The following is an 18,266-nucleotide window of genomic DNA, read 5'->3' on the forward strand; positions in this document are numbered from 1 at the left end:
GGCAAAACCGCCGTCAGCGACGAGTCGGCCACGGAGCCATGCGGGAGAACACGCCGTCTCTCTTCAAGACTGCGTGATAAAGTGCAGCTCCGATATGGAGCAGGATCAGCGGGATGAGTGCGATGCGCGTGTAGAAATGGATCGACTGCGCGATTTCGGCGATCGGATCGGATTTCGCAACGAGCTTGGGAATGCCCATCGCGTCGAAGACCTCGAGCGGAAATCCGCCTGCCGACACGCGCACATAGCCCGAAACGCCCATCACGATCAAAAGCGCGTAGAGCAGCCAGTGGTTGATCTCGGCGATGTGCCGTTGAAGGGGCGGAATACTTGCCGGCAGGGGCGGAGCCGGGTTGAACGCCCGATACACGAGCCGCGTGATGACCAGCAGGAGGATCACGACGCCGACATTCTTGTGAAAGATGAAGAGCGCGTCCTGCGTGCCACGATCCAACCCTTCCCGGATCATGATCTGACCGGCGGGAATGGTTGCGATCACGAGGATGGCCACAATCCAGTGCAACAAACGTGCAAACGGCTTATACGAAGCAGATGCCAACATCGCCGGCCACTCCTTGGGACGCGTCATTCATGGCACCACCCGTGCTTCTTCGCAACTGTGGTTCAAAACTTCGTGCAGCCCTCGGCCACTTGCCGATCCCGCGATTTGAGCCATTCTTTGCCGACGCAAGACGCCTCGACATCGGATTCCACGTGGCCCACCCCTTCTACCGCTTCCTGCTCATAGGCTTCGGCAACGCCGCTCTCCTCGCGGCACTCGCCACATGGCTTGCGCCTTCGGACGGCAAGACCGCCGTCGTCGCCGCGGTCGCCGTCTACGGAATCGGAATCGTCATCGCGGCATTCGGGCTGCTCGCGACCTACTCGCACCGCGAACTGGGGTTGGCCAACGCCGTGACCCAGTTGCGCGCGGCGCTCGGCGCGGCGCTGATCGTTCCCCTCGCGGTCCCGGGCATGATGCCGCTGAGCGACGACCGCGCCTGGGCTGCTTTGGCGATCGCGGCGACCGCACTGGCGCTCGATGGCGTCGACGGCTGGCTCGCGCGCAGAAGCGCCCTCATCTCCAGCTTCGGCGCGCGCTTCGACATGGAGGTGGATGCGCTGCTCGCGCTGGTGCTTTCGGTACTCGCGCTTCAAAACGGCAAGGCCGGCGCCTGGGTGCTGATCCTGGGCATGATGCGCTATCTGTTCGTCATCGCCGGCTGGGCCCTGCCCTGGTTGCAGACGCCGCTTCCCGAGAGCCTCCGCCGCAAAGTCATCTGCGTCGTCCAGATCGGCACGCTGGTCGTGCTGCTCGCACCTACCGTGCAATCGCCGGTCTCGACGGTGCTCGCGGCGGCCGCCGCGATCCTGCTCGTGTGGTCATTTGCCGTCGATGTGGTGTGGCTCGCCAGGAACCGGCGCACATGAGCCGTGCCGCAAAACTGGCCCTGCTGGTCGTCGCCGCGCTGATCCTGCACCTCGTTCTGGTGCAGCCGAACCATCCCAGCGCGATGACGCCGGGCGCGTTGCTCCTCTTCCCGCTGGAACTGCCGGTCATCCTGCTCGGGCTGATGCTGCTTCCCACCACCGGACGCCTGACGGTTCTCGTCAGGTTCGCACTCGTCGGCCTGCTCGTCGTGACCGCCCTTCTCAAGGTCGCGGACTATGCGATGTTCACCGCCTTCGCTCGCAGCTTCAACCCGATCATCGACATGCCGCTGGTCGATGCGGGCTGGAATTTGTTGACCGGATCGGTGGGAGCCGTTTCGACGGCAGTGGTGGTTGCTGCCGGCTCTGCCGCGCTCATCCTGACCGTGATCGGCCTGTGGTGGGCGACCGGCAGGTGGGCGGCGGTTTCCGTTCCGCCACGCTGGCGCAGGGCCACGCGCGCGGCCGCACTCGTGGCGACCGGCATTGCGGTCGCCGACATGGGCCACGCATCATCGGTCTGGCGGCTTCCCTTCGATCCGCCGGGCGCAGCCTTCACCGCAAGCGTCGGCGTCCAGCGCACCATGCTGGCAGCGCGGACGGTCGCCGACATAAGCGACTTCAGCCGTGCGGCGGCAGAGGACGAACTCGCCGATCGCGACGATCTTTTCGATAGCATAGGCAATCGCGACGTGATCCTCATCTATGTCGAGAGCTACGGACGCACGAGCTTCGACAACCCGCTTTACGCCACCACCCATCGCGCGACGCTGAGAAACGCCGAGCGCATGCTGGCGTCGAGTGGATTGTCGACACGATCGGGTTGGCTCACCTCGCCGATCGCCGGCGGCCAGAGTTGGCTTGCGCATGGGACACTTGCGTCGGGCCTGCTAACCGACAACCAGGCGCGCTACGGCGCAATGCTCATGAGCCCGCGTCGCACACTTTTTCACCTCGCGCAGGAGGCGGGCTTCGAGACGCTGGCGGTCATGCCGGCGATCACGCTCGCCTGGCCGGAGGGCGAAAGGATGGGCTTCGGCCGGATCTACGACGCCGAGGCGCTCGCCTACCGGGGAAAGCCGTTCAACTGGGTCACGATGCCAGACCAGTTCACGCTTTCGGCGCTCGAGCGCATCCTGTCGCAGGACAGAACCGGGCGTGGGAGGATGGTTCAGGTCGCGCTGATTTCGTCACATGCACCATGGTTGCCGATCCCCGAGTTGATCGATTGGGACGAGGTGGGCGACGGCAGTGCCTTCGACCGCTGGGCGACATCGGGCGAAACGCCTGAGACGGTGTGGCGCGATCAGGACCGCGTGCGCAACCAGTATCGTCTCGCGGTCGACTACGCACTGCGCGCGGTCACCGAGTTCGCCGCACGACAGGCGCCCCGTACGCCTCTGATCGTGGTGCTCGGCGACCATCAGCCGGCGCGGTTCGTGTCACAGATCGAGAGTCGGGACGTCCCCGTCCACATCATCGCTCCGCAGGATCTGATGTCGTCCATCGACGGATGGGGATGGGCCGAAGGGATGGTGCCGGACGCCAGCACGCCTGTCTGGCCCATGGCGGCGTTTCGCGACACGTTCATCGAGGCGTTCAGTGTACCGCCGGCTGGACCTGTGGACACCTCGCTGGTCAGAAGGCCGGAGAGGAAAGTCGATGGATCGCGCCTTGAAATTCCGCAAGATCGGCTAGATTAGCCATGGATGACACGGTCCGGACCACGACGAAGCGGATTATGCGGAGACAGATTGCCGCGACAGCCCTGCGCGTCGGTACGCCGGTCGCGATCCTTGCAATCCTGTGGAATTTTCTCGACGGTCCACACATTATCGACCGCCTGGCGCATACGGACTGGCGATGGATATCAGCGGCGCTCCTGACGGCAATCCTGCAGATCGTGCTGTCGGCATTGCGCTGGCAACTGACGGCGCGAGCGCTCGGGCTTCCGCTCCAGACCGCCTATGCGATCCGCGAGTATTTCGTGGCGCAACTGGTCAACCAGACCATACCGGGAGGCGTGGTGGGCGACATCGCGCGGGCGGTTCGGTCGCGGGGCGGCACAACGCTCGCCATTGCAGGACAGGCCGTCGTGCTGGAACGTGCCTCGGGTCAGATCGCGATCTTCGCGGTGATGCTGTCGGGCCTCGCCTTCGTGGCCCTCGTGCCGAGCGGTCTCAGCCTGCCGCCGAACGCGATCAATTTCGGTGTCATCGCAGTCGCGGCGATACTCGCCATCGGCCTCGCATGGCTGGCATGGAAGCACATCGGATTGCCGCAACGCCTGCGTCTTCTCGCTTCCTCGTCGCGCCATGCGCTGTTCGGTCGTTCGGTCCGGTTGCGACAGGTCTTGCTCGGCCTGGCGATCGTCGCGTGCAATCTCGCGACCTTTGCGTTTGCAGCGCGCGCGACGGGAACCGCGTTGAGCCTTGCCGCCGCGATGTGCATCATCCCGCTGATACTGACCGCTATGCTCCTGCCGCTGTCGATCGCCGGCTGGGGCTTTCGCGAAGGCGCGGCCGCGGTGCTTCTTCCCTTTGCAGGCGCGACGCCGGAAGGTGCGGTGGCGGCGAGCGTCGCGTTCGGTATCGTGATTCTGGCCGCGAGCCTGCCGGGGGTCTTCTGGCTGGTGCGCCGAAGCGTTCCGACGCCACCGCCCGTGGGCACCTTCCGGGAGCCGGCACGGTGAATTCCAGATGACGAGGACACGATGATGACCCGGTTTCACCTGACGCGCCGCCATTTATTGGGAGCCGGTCTCGGTACGTTCGCAGCCGCCGCGACGGGATTGCGGCCGACATCGCTTTTCGCCGCCACACCCGTTTCCTTCCAGCTCTCATGGCTGCATTCGGTTCAGTTCGCCGGCAGCTACATCGCCAAATCGCGCGGCTACTGGACCGAGCAGAACCTTGATGTAACGCTCAATCCGGGCGGGCCGAACGCACCCGTCGAGCCGCCCGTCGTCGCCGGCCAGGCGCTGGTGGGGATTTCGGCCGCCGACTACACCGCCGCCGCCGTGGCACAGGGTGCTCCCTTCAGGATCGTGGCGGTCGCGATGCAGAAGAACCCCTTCACCATCGCCTCCCTGCCCGCAAATCCGGTGCGCACGCCAGCCGACCTCGTCGGCAAGAGGATCGGCATGGCGCTCGCCAACACACCTGTCCTCCAGGCGCTCTGCACCATCAACGACGTCGATATCGATGCGATCGAGATTGTGCCGACGCAGTACGATGCCGCTCCGCTCATTGCCGGCCAGGTCGATTGCCTGCTCTGCTGGGAGACCGATCTGCCGGTCGCGATGACCGTGAAGGGCATCGACAACGTGACCATGCTGATGGCCGACCACGGCTATGTGCTGCACTCTCAGACCTATATCGCGACCGACGAGAGCATCGCCGACAGGCGTGCCGAGATCGTCGGCCTGCTGCGCGGCGAAGCGCGGGGCTGGAACGAGTTTCGCGCCGATCCCGATGCGGCCGCCCAACTCACCGTCGACATGTTCCCGGATGCCGGCCTCGACATCGAGATCCAGAAACGTCAGGCGGAACGCCAGACGCCGCTGATGTTCTCCGACCTGACCGAAGAACACGGCTTCGGCTGGTTCACCGACGACACCGTCGCGCAGAACATCGAAACGCTCAAGCTGCTGGGTCGGGACGTGACGCCGGATTTGTGGGACCGGTCACTCCTCGAAGAAGCATATGCCAGTTGAGTTGAACGCGTCCGCACCACCCGAACTCATCTGCCGCGACCTTGCGAAGACTTTCAAGGGGCCGGCGGGTTCGGTGGAGGCTGTGGGCGCCTTGAACCTGACGATTGCCGCCGGCCGCACCACCGCCCTCGTCGGTCCCTCCGGCTGCGGCAAGTCGACGGTGCTGCGCATGATCGCCGGGCTGGAGCCCCCCACCACCGGCTCGGTCAGCATTGGAGGCGAAACGCCACTCGCCGTTCGCAAGCGCGCTGGTCTCGCGCTCGCCTTCCAGGAAGCGTCTCTGCTTCCATGGCGCACGGTGCGCGGCAACATTTCGCTCGCCCGCCAGCTCGCCCGCTTTACGGCAGACGCTGAGGCGGTCGATGCGCTGATCGATCTGGTCGGACTGTCCGGTTTCGAGGAGACGCGACCGGCCGAACTCTCGGGCGGCATGCGCCAGCGCGTGGCGATCGCACGCTGCCTTGCGACGGAACCGGGCTTGCTGCTTCTCGACGAACCCTTCGGCGCGGTCGACGAGTTGACGCGCGCGAAACTCAATCAGGACTTGCCCACGCTCTGGGAGCGGCGGGGAACGACCACCGTGCTGGTCACGCATTCGGTGCGTGAGGCCGTGCTCCTGTCCGACCGCGTGATCGTATTTTCGCCACGTCCGGCAACGGTCGTCGCTGACATCGAGATCACGTTGCCCCGGCCCCGTACGCGCGACATCACGCGCGGCGAACGCTATGAACAGCTCGTGGATGAGGTGTCGTCAGCCATCTGGGCGGGAGCCGATCCAGCGCCTGCGGCTCAGGCGGCCGAGTGAGCGCGACATCGCTCCCGCTGAGCGAGAGACGCGCCGCATTGCCCCCGGCAGCCACCTTCTTGAGCGTCGTGGTGGCACTTCTCGCATGGGAACTGCTTGCCCGAAGTCTCGCCGGAACGTTTCTGCTGGCCGGTCCGTGGGACGTGGCAACGTATCTCCATGCCAATGCGGGCCTGATCGGCCGCGCACTGGCCGTCACCATGCAGGAAGCCGCATGGGGCTTTCTGTTCGGCAACCTGGCAGCTGTCGGGCTTGCGCTCATCGCCCACATGCTGCCGCGCACCGAAAAGCTCGTCTCGGCGCTGGCGCTCCTGTTCTTCTGCCTGCCACTCGTCGCGACCGGCCCGATACTGCGCCTGCTCTATGGGCCCGGAATAGGGCCACAGATCACGCTCGCGGCGCTGGCCGTTTACTACACGACCTACCTGTCGGTGATGGTCGGCCTGCGCGCGGTGCCGTCCAACTGGGTCGATCTCGTCAGGAGTTATGGACGCGGCAGCGCGACCGAACTTGTCCGGGTGCGTGCGAGAGCGGCCCTGCCCTATCTGATCGGCGGGCTCCAGATCGCGGCACCGGCGGCATTCCTCGGCGCGATGGTGGGTGAGTTCACCGGCGCTGAGCGCGGCATGGGCGTTCTCGCGATCCGTGCAATGCGCGAACTCGACGTACAGGCGACATGGACGCTGGCATGCGTCGCATCGGCAGTGAGCATGGTGGCGTACTGGCTGTTCGGATGGATCGGGCGACGCCTGAGCGTCGCGCCGCCTGCCCTGATCCTGTCGTCGCCCGGTCCTCGCGAGACGCACCCCACACATGGTCGGCGGTTTCTGAGCAGCCTCGCAATGTTCGTCCTGATTGCCGTGGTCGTCCTGATCGCATGGCGCGGCCTGATGGATTTGTTTGACCTCAACGTGTTTTTTGCCAAGCGCCCGGACGACGTCTGGCGTTTTCTGATCACCGATCTCGATGCCGCGACCAACCGCGCGGTCCTGTTCGAAGCCCTCGGCCAGACGCTCGTCTTCACGCTGCCGGGCTATCTGGTGGGGCTGGCACTGGGTGCCGGTCTGGCCGCCTGCATCATGCTCCTGCCGTCGCTCTCCGCGACCGTCCTGCCGGTCGCCATAGCCCTGCGCTCGATCCCGATCGTCACGACCGCGCCGCTCATCGTGCTGGCGCTCGGGCGCGATGCGGCCGGCATGGTGACCATTGTCGCGATCATGATCTTCTTTCCCACACTCGTCGCCTGCCTTCAGGGCATGCGCCAGGCACCGGCAGAAGTGCTGGACATCTTCGACAGCTATGCCGCGAGCCGCTGGCAGCGGCTCAGGCTGGCTCAGGTGCCCGCAATGCTGCCGGCCTTTTTCGCCGCCGCGCGCATGGCTGTGCCGGCCGCCTTCCTGGCAGTGACGACGGCCGAATGGCTCGGGACGGGAACCGGCATCGGCGGGCTCATTGCGATGACGGCATCGACCTCGGCATACGGGATGTTGTGGAGCGGCGTGGCAGCGCTCTCGCTCCTTGCATGCGCCGCCTATGTAGCAGTCGAGTTCGTCGAGCGGGCGGTGCTCAGCCGCTATGCGAGCGAGCAGATCGTGCGCTGAGGCATGACCATTGGAGCAGACGGAATGAGCATGCGACCAGCCGCCTTTGCGATCCCCGGCGACATCGAGACCAAGACCGGCGGCTACATCTACGAGCGGCAACTGCTTCTGGCATTGCGTGAGGCGGGACGTGAAGTGCGCCACATCGAACTGCCTGCCAGCTTCCCGAACGCCTCGCAGAGCGAAACCGCGCAGGCGATCGCGCAAATGCGCGAACTGCCAGCCGGCATGCCGCTGATCCTCGACGGCCTCGTCTATGGCTCCATCGACACGGCGGGACTGGCGCAGGTCAAGGCGCCGCTCTGCGCCATGATCCATCACCCCCTCGCCCTCGAAACAGGCCTCGATGCGGCGCGCGCGCGGGAACTGGCCCGGATCGAACGCGACAATCTCGCGCTCGCCAGGCACGTCGTGGTCCCGAGTCGGCACACGCTCGAAATCCTCACCTCACAGTACGATGTGCCCGCCGAGAAAATTTCGATTGCGCCGCCCGGCTTTGCGCGCGCGGGGCCGTCACAGGTAAAGGCCGATCCGCCGCTGATCCTCTCGGTCGGCATCCTCGCCGCCCGCAAAGGTCACGACGTACTGCTGGACGCGCTGTCGCGGCTTCGCGACCTGAACTGGACGTGCAGCATCGTCGGCGGCACCCACGACTCCAGCGTGAAAGCGGCGCTTTTGGAACAGCGCGACGCGCTTGGCCTTGGCGATCGCGTGCGGTTCGCCGGTCTGATCCCGGAAGCTGAGCTTCACGCGCTCTATGGGACTGCATCAGTCTTTGCGCTGGCAACTCGCTACGAAGGCTACGGCATGGTGTTCAGCGAGGCGGCGGCCAATGGCCTTCCGATCGTCACCTGCGCGGTCGGCGCGGTTCCCGACACCGTGCCGGAGGGTGCTGGTCTGCTGGTGCCGCCGGACGATCCGGAAGCCTTTGCAGACGCTCTCCGTCAGGTGCTCACCAACACCGTGCTGCGCGAGACGATGGCAGAGGCGTCCACCAAGGCAGGCAACCAACTCCCGACCTGGGCAGACACCGCCTCGATCATGGGGCGTGCTCTGGACAGGATCGCCGGTTAGAGCTCTGCCCTGACCACGTCGACGAACGCCTGCGCGGCCGCATCGAGGCTGCCGCTGTTGTCGATCACGTCCATATCCAGCGAACACGCGACATCCACCACCCGCGCCAGCCGTTGCTGGACGGCGTCGCCATCCTCCCGGCCGCGCCCCGCGACGCGCGCCGCGATCGCTTCCGGCGAAGCGGTGATCATCACGATCCGATTGCGTGCGTAGCGCGTGGCAAGCTCGGGCAGCACCGTCCGCGACAGGTTGGCTATGACGATGCCACCGTCGCGAATTCGCTCATCCACGGCTGCGGGAATGCCGTAGGCCTGGCCGTGTGCCTTCCACCACAACGCAAACGCGCCGGTGTCGACAGCAAGGTCGAAATCGCCCGTTGCAAACGGCTCGTGATCTTCATGCACGCCGTCGGTGGGCCTCGTGATGCAGCGTCGGACGAAATGGACATTCGCCACATCGCCAAGCGCGCGCCGCGCCGCGTTCATCACGGAATCCTTGCCCGCCCCGCTCGGGCCGACGACGGCGATGAAGCAGCCGCCTTCGATCGGGAACCGCGTCTCGGCAAGAGCGGCGCTGGGCGTCATGCCACGCGCTCGCCCGAGCGCCAGACCGAGCGTACGACGGGGATTTCGCCGCCGCGATTGCGCACGCGCACGATATCCGCCTTTGCGCCCTCCGCGATCCGGCCGCGGTCGTCGAGGCCGACCGTGCGGGCCGGCGTGGACGTGACGAGCGCGATCGCCTTCGGCAGGCCGATCGTTTCCACCTCCTCGCCGAGCTTGAATGCCGCCTGCAACAGGCTCGACGGAATGTAGTCGGATGACAAAACGTCAAGGATGCCGGCTTCGGCAAGGTCCCGCGCGGCGATGTTGCCCGAATGCGATCCGCCGCGCACGACGTTCGGCGCGCCCATCAGCACACTCATGCCGGCTTCGTGCGACGCGCGCGCCGCCTCGATCGAGGTCGGGAACTCCGCCAGTCTCACGCCCTGGTCGATCGCCTCGCCGACATGGTCGAGCGTTGCGTCGTCATGGCTGGCGAGCGTGACGCCGTTGGCCCTGCAATGCTGCGAGATCACCTCGCGGTGCGGGCCGGAAAAGCGCTGCGACTGCTCCTTGCGCAAGGTGACATAGCGCTCGAACGCCTCGTCCGACATGCCGCGCTTCGTCTTGTAGTAGAGCGTGTACTGACCCATCGTCTGGAACTGGCGCTGCCCCGGCGCGTGGTCCATCAGCGATGCGAGCCGGACGCGACGGTCGTCCAGAAACCCGTTGAAGGACGTCAGCACGTCAGGCGCGGAAACCTCGCAACGCAGATGGATGAAGTGCTCGGCGCGAAGCCGTCCTTCCTTACCCGCCATCTCGATCGCATCGGCAAGCGCACGCATTTCACCGGGCTGGAAGCCGCCATCCTCGTCCGCGCCCATGCGCAGGCAGTCGAACACGGTGGTGATGCCGGACGTCGCGATCTGTCCGTCATGCGCCTGCACGGCCGCAACCGCATTCCAGCGCACGCCGGGGCGCGGAGCGTAGTGCCCCTCCAGATGGTCGGTGTGCAGCTCGACAAGGCCGGGGATCAGGTAGTCGCCCTCGAAATCGTCACCGACCGAAACCGCGCCCGTATCGATATCCGCAATGACGCCGTCGACGATCCTGACCGAGCCGGTGACGACCTCCTCGGGCAGGACGATGCGGGCGTTTCTGAAAATGGTTTCGGACGGCATGTCAGGCAGTCTTTCGTTCAGGCATGGATTGGAAGGGATAACAGGATAACACGTGGAACGGTTCGCCCGGACTGTCCTCGGTAAACAGTGCCAGCGATCCGATCTCGACATCGCGATGCAACAGGTCGCCGAAATGCTCCTCGATCGCCGCGCGGACACGCAGCGCATCATCGGCTGCGACGCGCCCCGTCAGAGTCATATGGAAACGGAACTCGTCGAAGACATAGGGATACCCCCACTGATGGAGATTGCGCAGCTCCGACGGCGAAAGGCTCTCCGGGTTTCTTCGTTCGATCTCCGCGTCGCTGAGCGGCGCGCCGAACGATGCGAAAGCAGTGATCACATCGCCAGCCAACTGGTCGAGCGCAGGGCTGCGGACGTCCGGGACGAGAGCGAAGAACCCGCCCATCTGGCGCAGCGCGAGCTTGACCGTGAACGGCATGCGATGCGCGCCGAAAGCCTCGAGCCCGGCGCCGAGCTCATCCGGGGTAGCGTGATCGGCGAGACGGAACGGTGCCTTGATCGTCGCGTGAAAGCCGTAACGCCGCGCGGGCGCGGTGTGGAACGCGAGTTCCTGGGGCGTCAGCCGGGTGGATCGAGGCTGCGCGACCGCCGAGCCGGCAAACGCATCGCGTCCCAGCCACGCCGAAGCAAATTCGGTCAGTGCGTCGTCGTTCGGCGGCGTGAAATAGATGGCGTATCGCATGTCGTTCCTGATCCCGCTTGTGACCGGGAATTAGGTGATTTTCGTGACAGTTTCACGAACTGCCGGCCCGCTTTGCGCACCGGCAATCAAGATACACGACTGCACTTGTGGATCACCGCGAGAGTTCGCCTATGAACCGTTCGCGTATCAGCCGCGAGAGCCAGTCGATCACGAAGATGCAGACCAGTACGTTGAGCACCACGAACGCAACCTGATCGAACATGTTGGCCCGGAATCGCTCGATGATGATCATGCCGATGCCGCCGGCGCCGACAAGTCCCAGGATCGTCGCACTGCGGGTGCTCGATTCGAAGAAATAGAGTGACTGCGAGATGAAGACCGGCAGGACCTGCGGGATGTAGCCGAAGCGCACGATCTGGATCGGGCCCGCACCGGTTGCGCGCACGCCCTCGACCTGCTTGCGATCGATGTTCTCGATCGCCTCGGCGTAGAGCTTGGACAGCGTGCCCATATCCGAAATGAAGATCGCCATCACGCCGGCGAGCGGCCCAAGACCCACCGCGCGGACGAAGACGAGACCCCAGACGAGTTGGTCGACGCCGCGAAACACGTCGAGCATTCGGCGGGTAAGCTGGCGAACGATCCTCGATGGCATCGTGTTGCGCGCTGCGAAGAAGCCGATCACCAGCGCGGCGCAGGATCCGAGCAGCGTACCGAGGAACGCCATCGCAAGTGTCTGCGCGATCCCCTTGTAGATGTTCGCATATTGCCAGGTCTCCATGTCCTTCCAGACGAAGAAGTTGGAGATGAGGCGCCAGGTGCGGTCGGAGGCGTAGGCGAGCTTCCATATCTCGAAGTACCAGAGCGACCCGATTGTGTAGGCAATGATGGCAAGCCAGACCGCCGTCGCGATCGCGCGCGACCGGTTGCCGCCGAACACGCCGGGATGCGCGCGTTGGACGGCCTCGATCTCGTGGGTGGCCATGGAGGAGATCGTCATGGCGGTCATCGGAAATTCTCCTTGCCGATAAAGTGCATCCGCAGCCGCTCGGAGAGGAGGTCGATGAGGGTGACGGTGAGGACGACCAGCAGCAGCACCGCGACGACGCGGTCATCGGAATAGAGGCTGATGACCCGGTTCAGCTCCTGCCCGATGCCGCCCGCGCCAACGAAGCCGACAATCGAGGAAGCCCGCACGTTGATCTCGAAACGCAGGAGCGTATAGGAGGTGAAATTCGGCAGGATTTGCGGGACGATACCGTAGCGGATTTCCTCGAACCAGCTCCCGCCGACGCCGCGAATGCCTTCCACAGGTCGCATGGACGCGTTCTCGTTGACCTCGGAAAAGAGCTTGCCGAGCGCGCCCGCGGTGTGGATCGCGATCGCGAGAACACCGGCCAGCGGACCGATGCCGACCGCGAACACCAGCACCAATGCGTAGAGGATTTCGGGAACGCCGCGGCAGAACTCCATGAAACGACGCGACAACGCATAGATCACGCTGTTCGGCGCAAGGTTCCGCGAGGCCGGAAAGCACAGCAGGAAGGCAACGGCGGCACCGAGAATGGTCGCCGTCAGCGCCATCAGGATGGTTTCGAAGATCAGGCGGATATAAACCCAGAAATCCGAGTACCAAAAGGTGATCGAGCCCGGCACCGCTCGCCCGTTCTCGCCCCTGCCCAGAAACAGCTTGTCGAGTTCCAGGTTCGGCATGATCGTGCCGAAATATTCGAAGATGCGCGGCAATCCGGACGCGAGGCGGTCCGGATGGAACTGCGATACCTGGATCGACGCAAAGAGCACCAGCAGGAAACCGCCGACAAACAGCATATTCATCGCGCGGCGGCTGCGGATCAGGTCGGAGCGGTGACGCTCGAACTGGCTGACCGCCGCATCCCCGGACGGTGTGTATTCGACTGCATTCGCCATCGTCTCAGCCTGCCGCGAGTCCGAGTTCGGCGCGCTGTGTCAGATCGCGTTCGCTCAGACGCTCCTTGGCAGGCGCACCGCCGAGAGACGTGGAGGTCATACCTTCGGCAAAGGCGTCGTCGGCCTCCGCGCCATAGATTTCGCGCGCCACGTCCTGCGTGAGTTGCTCGGGCGCGCCGTCGAAGAAGAGCTTGCCGTCCTTGAGCCCGATGATCCTGTCGCAATAGGAGCGCGCAGTATCAAGCGTATGCAGATTGCAGACGACGGTCATGCCGTCCTCGCGATTGATGGTGCGTAGCGCATCCATCACCACTTTCGCATTCAGTGGGTCCAACGAGGCGATCGGCTCATCGGCAAGCACGATCTTGGGCTCCTGCACGAGCGCACGGGCGATCGCCACGCGCTGCATCTGGCCGCCCGAGAGCGTGTCTGCCTGCTGGAGCGCCGTATGCGCCATGCCGAGCCGATCAAGCGCGCGGATCGCATAGGCGCGCTCGCGCGCGGTGAAGCGCTGCAGCATCGAAGAGACGAAACCGTGATGGTAGAGCCGGCCGGTGAGCACGTTGGTGATGACGTCGAGACGGCCGACGAGATTGAACTGTTGGAACACCATCGCGCAGGTCGCACGCCACGCCAGCAACTCGCGCCCCTTGAGCGCGGTCACGTCGCGGCCGTCGAAGCTGATGCCGCCCTGTGTCGGCTCGGCGAGGCGGTTCATCATGCGCAGGAGCGTCGATTTCCCGGCACCCGAGCGCCCGATGACGCCGACCATCTGTCCTTGCGGGATCGCGAGCGAGATGTCGGACACCGCATTGCGCCCTTTGAAACTCTTGGTCAGGTGTTCGGTCTTCAGCATGATGTCGCCTCGTCGTCGGGAAGGTGAACATGCAAAGGCAGGACCGCATGAAGCGGCCCTGCCCTGGCAATACGGTTGCGTGTCAGCGCGAGCCTTCCAGCTCGAGCTTGCGCATTTCGACGATGTTGGTGAAGAACGCGTGGTCCACGCGCTTGAAGCCTTTGCCTTCGCCCTGCGAGACGTTGACGTAGCAGTCGTAGTCGGTCTCGTTCAGGGTCTCCATCCAGTTGATGGCGATGTCCTTGGCTTCCTGCGGGGCGTTCTTGCGCAGCACCCACGGTCCGTTCGGGATCAGGTTCGACTTCCAGATGATGCGCAGATCCTTCATGTCGAGAAGGTCCTTGTCGACCATCGACCGCAGCGCACCGCGCGAAAAGCCCTCGGCCTCTTCGCCCACGCCCGACGTCCAGGTCACGCCCGCATCATACTGGCCGTTGAGCACGGCGACGACCGCCTGCTCATGACCGCCACCGAAACCGGTCGACGAGAAATACTCGGCGGGGTTGATTTCCTGCATCTCGAGTTCCGCCTTGGGAACGAGATAGCCGGAGGTCGAATTCGGGTCGGCGAAGGCGAGCGACTTGCCGCGCATGCCTTCGAGATCCTCGATGCCGCTGTCGGCCTTCGTGTACATCATCGCGTAATAGCCGTCGGAACCGTCATTCTCGAGCGCGACGAAGATCGGCTCGACGGCTTCCGGATCCTGCAGATAGATGCCTGCGTAACCCGATGCTCCGAGTTGGGCAGCATCGAGCTGGCCAGCAAGCAGGCCCTGCATGACGCCGGCATAGTCGGATGCCGGATAGAGTTCGATCGGCACACCCAGCTTGGCGCCGAGCTGTTCGACGATGCATTCGTTCTTGCGCAGGCGGTCGGCTTCGTTTTCGCCGCCGAGAATGCCAACGCGGAAAGCCGGCAATTCGGACTTCCAGTCCTGCGCCATGGCGGACGAGGTGAGAGCGGATGCCGCGATAGCGGCGGCTGCGGTTGTGCGGATGAGAGAGGCAAACATGCGAGGCTCCAGGGTTTCAGGAGTGAAACTGACCAGCCGGCCCGGACACCCGAGCCTGCGGTGTGGAACCCGTATCGGCCTTTGACGACAGCTCGATTACGCTTTCGCTACGCTTTTGTGACGTTCAACAGGGTCGAATGCGACACGTGCCCACCAGAACGGCAAACGCCGCATCGAGAGGCGGCGACACGATCAAACGTCCAGGAACAGGAACGGCTCAACCATTGTGCTTCTCGAGGAATGCGTCTGCTGAGAGGTCACGAAAATCGTCCAGCGTCGTCCGAAGCTTCGCATGATCCCAATCCCACCAGGCAAGCGCTCGGAACCGCTCCGCGGTCGCGCGATCGAACCGCTCGCGGATCGGCTTTGCGGGCATGCCTGCGACGATCGTATAGGGCGCGACATCCTTCGACACGACGGCCCCTGCCCCGACCACCGCACCGTCGCCCACGGTCACGCCGGGCAGAACCGTCGATCCATGACCAAGCCAGGTGTCATGCCCGATCGTCACCGCCTTGGCACGGCGACGATCGAAGAATGCGTCGTCAGGCGCGGCATCCTCCCAATAATCGCCCGAGCGGTAGGTGAAATGATGCAATGTCGCGCGCTCGACCGGATGGTTCGTCGCGTTGAGGCGCACGGATGCGGCTATGTTGGAGAACTTGCCGATCGTCGCGACCCAGGCGCTGCAATCCTGCATCAGGTAGGAATAGTCGCCGACGACAGTATCGTGGATCCGGCAGCGTTCCGCGATTTCGGTATAGCGGCCGAGCGTCGTGCCGGTCACCTCGGCGCTCGGGTGAACGAGCGGTGTCTCGGAGAGCTTGGTCATGCAGCCTCCCGGCGTGGTGCAAAAGCGGTGACGTCGATGATCCGGTCGGCAACCGCCTCGCGCACGTCGGCATCATGGAAGATGCCCAGAAGCGCCGTCCCGGTCTCCTTCTTCGCCGCGATCAGGTCGATCACGACCTGCCGGTTCACGGCATCGAGGGACGCTGTCGGCTCGTCCAGAAGCAGGATTGGATGGTCCGTGATAAACCCGCGCGCAATGTTGACGCGCTGCTGCTCGCCGCCGGAGAACGTTGCCGGCGGAAGCTGCCAGAGCCGTTCGGGCAGATTGAGCCGCGCGAGAAGGTCGGCTGCCCGCTCGCGCGCTGCGCTTACTGAGGCGCCCCGCGCGGTCAGCGGCTCGGCCACGATATCGATCGCGGCAACGCGCGGAAGGGTGCGCAGGAACTGGCTGACATAGCCGATCGTATCGCGCCGGATCGCGATGACGGTGCGGGGATCGGCGGTGGCGAGATCGACGTCGCCGCCCCGATGCGTCAGCCGGATGCTTCCGGCATCGACACCGTAATTGCCGTACAGCATCTTGAGGATCGAACTCTTGCCGGCACCCGACGGACCGCCAAGCACGGCACATTCGCCGGCATTCAGGACGAATGACACATCCTCGACCACGGCGAGCTGCACCCCGTCGCGCAGATGCATGGTGAAGCTCTTCGAGACATTCGAGGCGATGAGTGAAGGAGCCATAGTCACACCTGCAGGATCGAGGAGACGAGAAGCTGCGTGTAGGGCGCGCGCGGATCGTCGAGCACGCGATCGGTGAGACCGTGCTCCACGACGCGCCCGTCCTTCATGACGATCATGCGGTGCGACAGGAGACGCGCGACCGCGAGATCATGCGTGACGACGATCGCGGCCAGCCCCATATCGGCGACGAGGCCGCGCAGGAGGTCGAGCAGGCGCGCCTGGACGGACACGTCGAGGCCGCCCGTAGGCTCGTCCATGAACATCAGGCGCGGCGACGTGACGAGGTTGCGCGCGATCTGGAGCCGCTGGCGCATGCCGCCCGAAAACGCGCGCGGTTCGTCATCGACGCGGTCTGCTGCGATCTCGACGCGGCCGAGCCAGTCGATCGCCGATGCGCGGATGTTGCCGTAATGGCGGTCGCCCACCGCCATCAGGCGCTCGCCGACATTCGCGCCTGCCGATACCGCCATGCGCAATCCGTCGGCCGGGTTCTGATGCACGAACCCCCAGTCGGTGCGCATCAGGAAGCGGCGCTCCGCCTCGCTCATCGCGTAAAGGTTGCGCCAGGTCTCATCGCGCATGCGGTAGCTGACGGTGCCCGATGTCGGCTCGAGACGCGTGGATATGCAGTTCAGGAGCGTGGTCTTGCCGGAACCGCTTTCGCCGACGATCGCCAGAACCTCGCCCGGCCAGAGCTCGAAGGAGACGTTGTCGCAGCCGATGCGCGATCCGTAGGTTTTGGAGACAGCGGAAACCCGCAGCAGCGGCTCGTCATTGTCGATCGTCATTCTGCTGCCTCCCGCACGCCCAGTTCGCCGACATGCCCCGCCGCCTGCCGTTCCTCGCAATGGTCGGTGTCAGAGCAGACGAACATGCGCCCGCCCCGGTCATCCAGCACGACTTCGTCGAGATAGACCTGTTCCGCCCCGCACAGCGCGCAGGGTTTGTCGAACGTCTGCACCTCGAAGGGATGATCCTCGAAATCGAGACTGACGACTTGTGTAAACGGCGGCACGGCATAAATGCGCCGTTCGCGCCCTGCCCCAAAAAGCTGGAGCGCCGGAGACATGTGCATCTTCGGATTGTCGAATTTCGGCGTCGGAGACGGATCCATCACATAGCGCCCCTCGACCTTCACCGGATAGGCATAGGTCGTCGCGATGCGCCCATGGCGCGCGATGTCCTCGTAAAGCTTCACATGCATGAGGCCGTATTCCTCCAACGCGTGCATCGTGCGCGTCTCGGTCTCGCGCGGCTCGAGGAACCGCAGAGGCTCGGGGATCGGCACCTGATAGACGAGGACCTGACCGGCCGTCAGCGCCTTTTCCGGGATGCGGTGCCGTGTCTGGATGATCGTCGCATCTGCCGTGTGCGTCGTGACCGCGACATTCGCGACCTTCTGGAAGAAGGCGCGGATCGACACCGCATTCGTCGTGTCGTCGGCGCCCTGGTCGATCACCTTGAGCACGTCGTCCGGCCCGATGATTGACGCGGTCACCTGCACGCCGCCGGTGCCCCAGCCATAGGGCATGGGCATCTCGCGGGATGCGAAAGGCACCTGATAGCCGGGGATCGCGATCGCCTTGAGGATCGCACGGCGGATCATCCGCTTCGTCTGCTCGTCAAGATAAGCGAAGTTGTAGGTGGCAACGCTAGCCATGTGTGTATTCCTTTCGCCAGCAATCATGGCGTAACATCGCGCGTGAAGACGTTTTCGGAGAACAATGAGGGTCCATGTCCTATTTCTGGTTCAGTTTTCTGCTCGTTGCCGGATTTCTGGCATTGGCATTGTACGTTCGCGCTCAGTCGAAACGCGCTGAAAGAGACGGCCAAACCTTCCACGGCGCTCATATCAACTCCCACGGCAATGGGGACGACAGCGGCGGCGGGGACGGCGGTGGAGGTGGCGGCGACTGA

At 64.6% G+C, this 18,266-nt stretch carries 20 protein-coding genes; 8 read left to right on the plus strand and 12 right to left on the minus strand.

From position 1 onward, the window contains the following. Positions 1 to 13: 13 nt before the first annotated feature. A complete protein-coding gene (locus AAFN55_RS14865) occupies positions 14 to 589 on the minus strand; it encodes a cytochrome b (protein WP_347799607.1) in 576 nt (191 codons plus the stop codon). Positions 590 to 714: 125 nt separating this feature from the next. Here AAFN55_RS14865 and AAFN55_RS14870 point away from each other — a divergent pair, with 125 nt between their 5' ends. Genes AAFN55_RS14870 through AAFN55_RS14900 form a run of 7 tightly spaced genes read left to right on the plus strand, consistent with a single transcriptional unit; the run spans position 715 to position 8,626 of the window. Continuing rightward, complete coding sequence (locus AAFN55_RS14870; RefSeq protein WP_347799608.1) at positions 715 to 1,431, plus strand: CDP-alcohol phosphatidyltransferase family protein; 717 nt, start codon at positions 715 to 717, stop codon at positions 1,429 to 1,431. Beyond that, a complete protein-coding gene (locus AAFN55_RS14875; protein WP_347799609.1) occupies positions 1,428 to 3,134 on the plus strand; it encodes a sulfatase-like hydrolase/transferase in 1,707 nt (568 codons plus the stop codon). The genes AAFN55_RS14870 and AAFN55_RS14875 overlap by 4 nt, the downstream gene beginning before the upstream one ends. A gap of 38 nt (positions 3,135 to 3,172) precedes the next feature. Further along, entirely contained in the window at positions 3,173 to 4,123 is a 951-nt protein-coding gene (locus AAFN55_RS14880; protein ID WP_347799610.1) for a lysylphosphatidylglycerol synthase transmembrane domain-containing protein, read from the plus strand. Positions 4,124 to 4,147: 24 nt separating this feature from the next. Continuing rightward, on the plus strand, positions 4,148 to 5,146 hold the full coding sequence (locus tag AAFN55_RS14885; protein ID WP_347799611.1) for an ABC transporter substrate-binding protein: 999 nt from the start codon (positions 4,148 to 4,150) through the stop codon (positions 5,144 to 5,146). Then, the gene (locus AAFN55_RS14890) at positions 5,136 to 5,951 is read left to right on the plus strand and encodes an ABC transporter ATP-binding protein (RefSeq protein ID WP_347799612.1); all 816 of its coding nucleotides are present in this window, start codon (positions 5,136 to 5,138) and stop codon (positions 5,949 to 5,951) included. The genes AAFN55_RS14885 and AAFN55_RS14890 overlap by 11 nt, the downstream gene beginning before the upstream one ends. Continuing rightward, the gene (locus AAFN55_RS14895; protein ID WP_347799613.1) at positions 5,948 to 7,552 is read left to right on the plus strand and encodes an ABC transporter permease subunit; all 1,605 of its coding nucleotides are present in this window, start codon (positions 5,948 to 5,950) and stop codon (positions 7,550 to 7,552) included. The genes AAFN55_RS14890 and AAFN55_RS14895 overlap by 4 nt, the downstream gene beginning before the upstream one ends. A 24-nt stretch (positions 7,553 to 7,576) precedes the next feature. Beyond that, a complete protein-coding gene (locus tag AAFN55_RS14900; protein WP_347799614.1) occupies positions 7,577 to 8,626 on the plus strand; it encodes a glycosyltransferase family 1 protein in 1,050 nt (349 codons plus the stop codon). Here the strand turns inward: AAFN55_RS14900 and phnN are convergent. The 11 genes from phnN to AAFN55_RS14955 form a co-directional block, all read right to left on the minus strand. Then, on the minus strand, positions 8,623 to 9,210 hold the full coding sequence (phnN, locus tag AAFN55_RS14905) for a phosphonate metabolism protein/1,5-bisphosphokinase (PRPP-forming) PhnN (protein WP_347799615.1): 588 nt from the start codon (positions 9,208 to 9,210) through the stop codon (positions 8,623 to 8,625). The genes AAFN55_RS14900 and phnN overlap by 4 nt on opposite strands. Beyond that, positions 9,207 to 10,349, minus strand: a complete 1,143-nt coding sequence (locus AAFN55_RS14910) for an alpha-D-ribose 1-methylphosphonate 5-triphosphate diphosphatase (protein ID WP_347799616.1) — start codon at positions 10,347 to 10,349, stop codon at positions 9,207 to 9,209. The genes phnN and AAFN55_RS14910 overlap by 4 nt, the downstream gene beginning before the upstream one ends. Position 10,350: 1 nt before the next feature. Beyond that, positions 10,351 to 11,055 carry a DUF1045 domain-containing protein gene (locus tag AAFN55_RS14915; protein ID WP_347799617.1) on the minus strand — a complete coding sequence of 235 codons (705 nt, stop codon included), beginning with the start codon at positions 11,053 to 11,055 and terminating at the stop codon, positions 10,351 to 10,353. Positions 11,056 to 11,167: 112 nt separating this feature from the next. Beyond that, the gene (phnE, locus tag AAFN55_RS14920; RefSeq protein ID WP_347799618.1) at positions 11,168 to 12,025 is read right to left on the minus strand and encodes a phosphonate ABC transporter, permease protein PhnE; all 858 of its coding nucleotides are present in this window, start codon (positions 12,023 to 12,025) and stop codon (positions 11,168 to 11,170) included. After that, positions 12,022 to 12,945, minus strand: coding sequence for a phosphonate ABC transporter, permease protein PhnE (gene phnE, locus AAFN55_RS14925; protein WP_347799619.1), 924 nt, complete (start codon positions 12,943 to 12,945; stop codon positions 12,022 to 12,024). The genes phnE (AAFN55_RS14920) and phnE (AAFN55_RS14925) overlap by 4 nt, the downstream gene beginning before the upstream one ends. A 4-nt stretch (positions 12,946 to 12,949) precedes the next feature. Next, positions 12,950 to 13,801, minus strand: coding sequence for a phosphonate ABC transporter ATP-binding protein (gene phnC, locus AAFN55_RS14930; RefSeq protein ID WP_347799620.1), 852 nt, complete (start codon positions 13,799 to 13,801; stop codon positions 12,950 to 12,952). 82 nt (positions 13,802 to 13,883) lie between these two features. Beyond that, positions 13,884 to 14,813, minus strand: coding sequence for a phosphonate ABC transporter substrate-binding protein (gene phnD / locus AAFN55_RS14935; RefSeq protein ID WP_347799621.1), 930 nt, complete (start codon positions 14,811 to 14,813; stop codon positions 13,884 to 13,886). A 217-nt stretch (positions 14,814 to 15,030) separates the two neighbouring features. Continuing rightward, positions 15,031 to 15,645, minus strand: a complete 615-nt coding sequence (locus AAFN55_RS14940) for a DapH/DapD/GlmU-related protein (protein WP_347799622.1) — start codon at positions 15,643 to 15,645, stop codon at positions 15,031 to 15,033. Further along, positions 15,642 to 16,349 (minus strand): phosphonate C-P lyase system protein PhnL, encoded by a 708-nt coding sequence (gene phnL / locus AAFN55_RS14945; protein ID WP_347799623.1) that lies wholly within the window; start codon positions 16,347 to 16,349, stop codon positions 15,642 to 15,644. Before phnL ends, AAFN55_RS14940 begins: the two co-directional genes overlap by 4 nt. Positions 16,350 to 16,351: 2 nt before the next feature. Continuing rightward, positions 16,352 to 17,137, minus strand: a complete 786-nt coding sequence (phnK, locus tag AAFN55_RS14950; protein WP_347799624.1) for a phosphonate C-P lyase system protein PhnK — start codon at positions 17,135 to 17,137, stop codon at positions 16,352 to 16,354. Then, on the minus strand, positions 17,134 to 18,009 hold the full coding sequence (locus tag AAFN55_RS14955; RefSeq protein ID WP_347799625.1) for an alpha-D-ribose 1-methylphosphonate 5-phosphate C-P-lyase PhnJ: 876 nt from the start codon (positions 18,007 to 18,009) through the stop codon (positions 17,134 to 17,136). Before AAFN55_RS14955 ends, phnK begins: the two co-directional genes overlap by 4 nt. A 74-nt stretch (positions 18,010 to 18,083) precedes the next feature. Between AAFN55_RS14955 and AAFN55_RS14960 the strand changes: the two genes are divergently transcribed. Continuing rightward, complete coding sequence (locus tag AAFN55_RS14960) at positions 18,084 to 18,266, plus strand: hypothetical protein (protein ID WP_347799626.1); 183 nt, start codon at positions 18,084 to 18,086, stop codon at positions 18,264 to 18,266.

The sequence above is a fragment of the Mesorhizobium sp. CAU 1732 genome, assembly GCF_039888675.1.
Lineage (GTDB): Bacteria > Pseudomonadota > Alphaproteobacteria > Rhizobiales > Rhizobiaceae > Aerobium.

What these genes read in the sequence shown, in the direction of transcription:
- AAFN55_RS14865 (WP_347799607.1), bottom strand. Translation starts at nt 589, where the DNA reads ATGACGCGTCCCAAGGAGTGGCCGGCGATGTTGGCATCTGCTTCGTAT.
- AAFN55_RS14875 (WP_347799609.1), top strand. Translation starts at nt 1,428, where the DNA reads ATGAGCCGTGCCGCAAAACTGGCCCTGCTGGTCGTCGCCGCGCTGATC.
- AAFN55_RS14880 (WP_347799610.1), top strand. Translation starts at nt 3,173, where the DNA reads ATGCGGAGACAGATTGCCGCGACAGCCCTGCGCGTCGGTACGCCGGTC.
- AAFN55_RS14885 (WP_347799611.1), top strand. Translation starts at nt 4,148, where the DNA reads ATGACCCGGTTTCACCTGACGCGCCGCCATTTATTGGGAGCCGGTCTC.
- AAFN55_RS14890 (WP_347799612.1), top strand. Translation starts at nt 5,136, where the DNA reads ATGCCAGTTGAGTTGAACGCGTCCGCACCACCCGAACTCATCTGCCGC.
- AAFN55_RS14900 (WP_347799614.1), top strand. Translation starts at nt 7,577, where the DNA reads ATGAGCATGCGACCAGCCGCCTTTGCGATCCCCGGCGACATCGAGACC.
- phnN (WP_347799615.1), bottom strand. Translation starts at nt 9,210, where the DNA reads ATGACGCCCAGCGCCGCTCTTGCCGAGACGCGGTTCCCGATCGAAGGC.
- AAFN55_RS14910 (WP_347799616.1), bottom strand. Translation starts at nt 10,349, where the DNA reads ATGCCGTCCGAAACCATTTTCAGAAACGCCCGCATCGTCCTGCCCGAG.
- AAFN55_RS14915 (WP_347799617.1), bottom strand. Translation starts at nt 11,055, where the DNA reads ATGCGATACGCCATCTATTTCACGCCGCCGAACGACGACGCACTGACC.
- phnE (WP_347799618.1), bottom strand. Translation starts at nt 12,025, where the DNA reads ATGACCGCCATGACGATCTCCTCCATGGCCACCCACGAGATCGAGGCC.
- phnE (WP_347799619.1), bottom strand. Translation starts at nt 12,945, where the DNA reads ATGGCGAATGCAGTCGAATACACACCGTCCGGGGATGCGGCGGTCAGC.
- phnC (WP_347799620.1), bottom strand. Translation starts at nt 13,801, where the DNA reads ATGCTGAAGACCGAACACCTGACCAAGAGTTTCAAAGGGCGCAATGCG.
- phnD (WP_347799621.1), bottom strand. Translation starts at nt 14,813, where the DNA reads ATGTTTGCCTCTCTCATCCGCACAACCGCAGCCGCCGCTATCGCGGCA.
- AAFN55_RS14940 (WP_347799622.1), bottom strand. Translation starts at nt 15,645, where the DNA reads ATGACCAAGCTCTCCGAGACACCGCTCGTTCACCCGAGCGCCGAGGTG.
- phnL (WP_347799623.1), bottom strand. Translation starts at nt 16,349, where the DNA reads ATGGCTCCTTCACTCATCGCCTCGAATGTCTCGAAGAGCTTCACCATG.
- phnK (WP_347799624.1), bottom strand. Translation starts at nt 17,137, where the DNA reads ATGACGATCGACAATGACGAGCCGCTGCTGCGGGTTTCCGCTGTCTCC.
- AAFN55_RS14955 (WP_347799625.1), bottom strand. Translation starts at nt 18,009, where the DNA reads ATGGCTAGCGTTGCCACCTACAACTTCGCTTATCTTGACGAGCAGACG.
- AAFN55_RS14960 (WP_347799626.1), top strand. Translation starts at nt 18,084, where the DNA reads ATGTCCTATTTCTGGTTCAGTTTTCTGCTCGTTGCCGGATTTCTGGCA.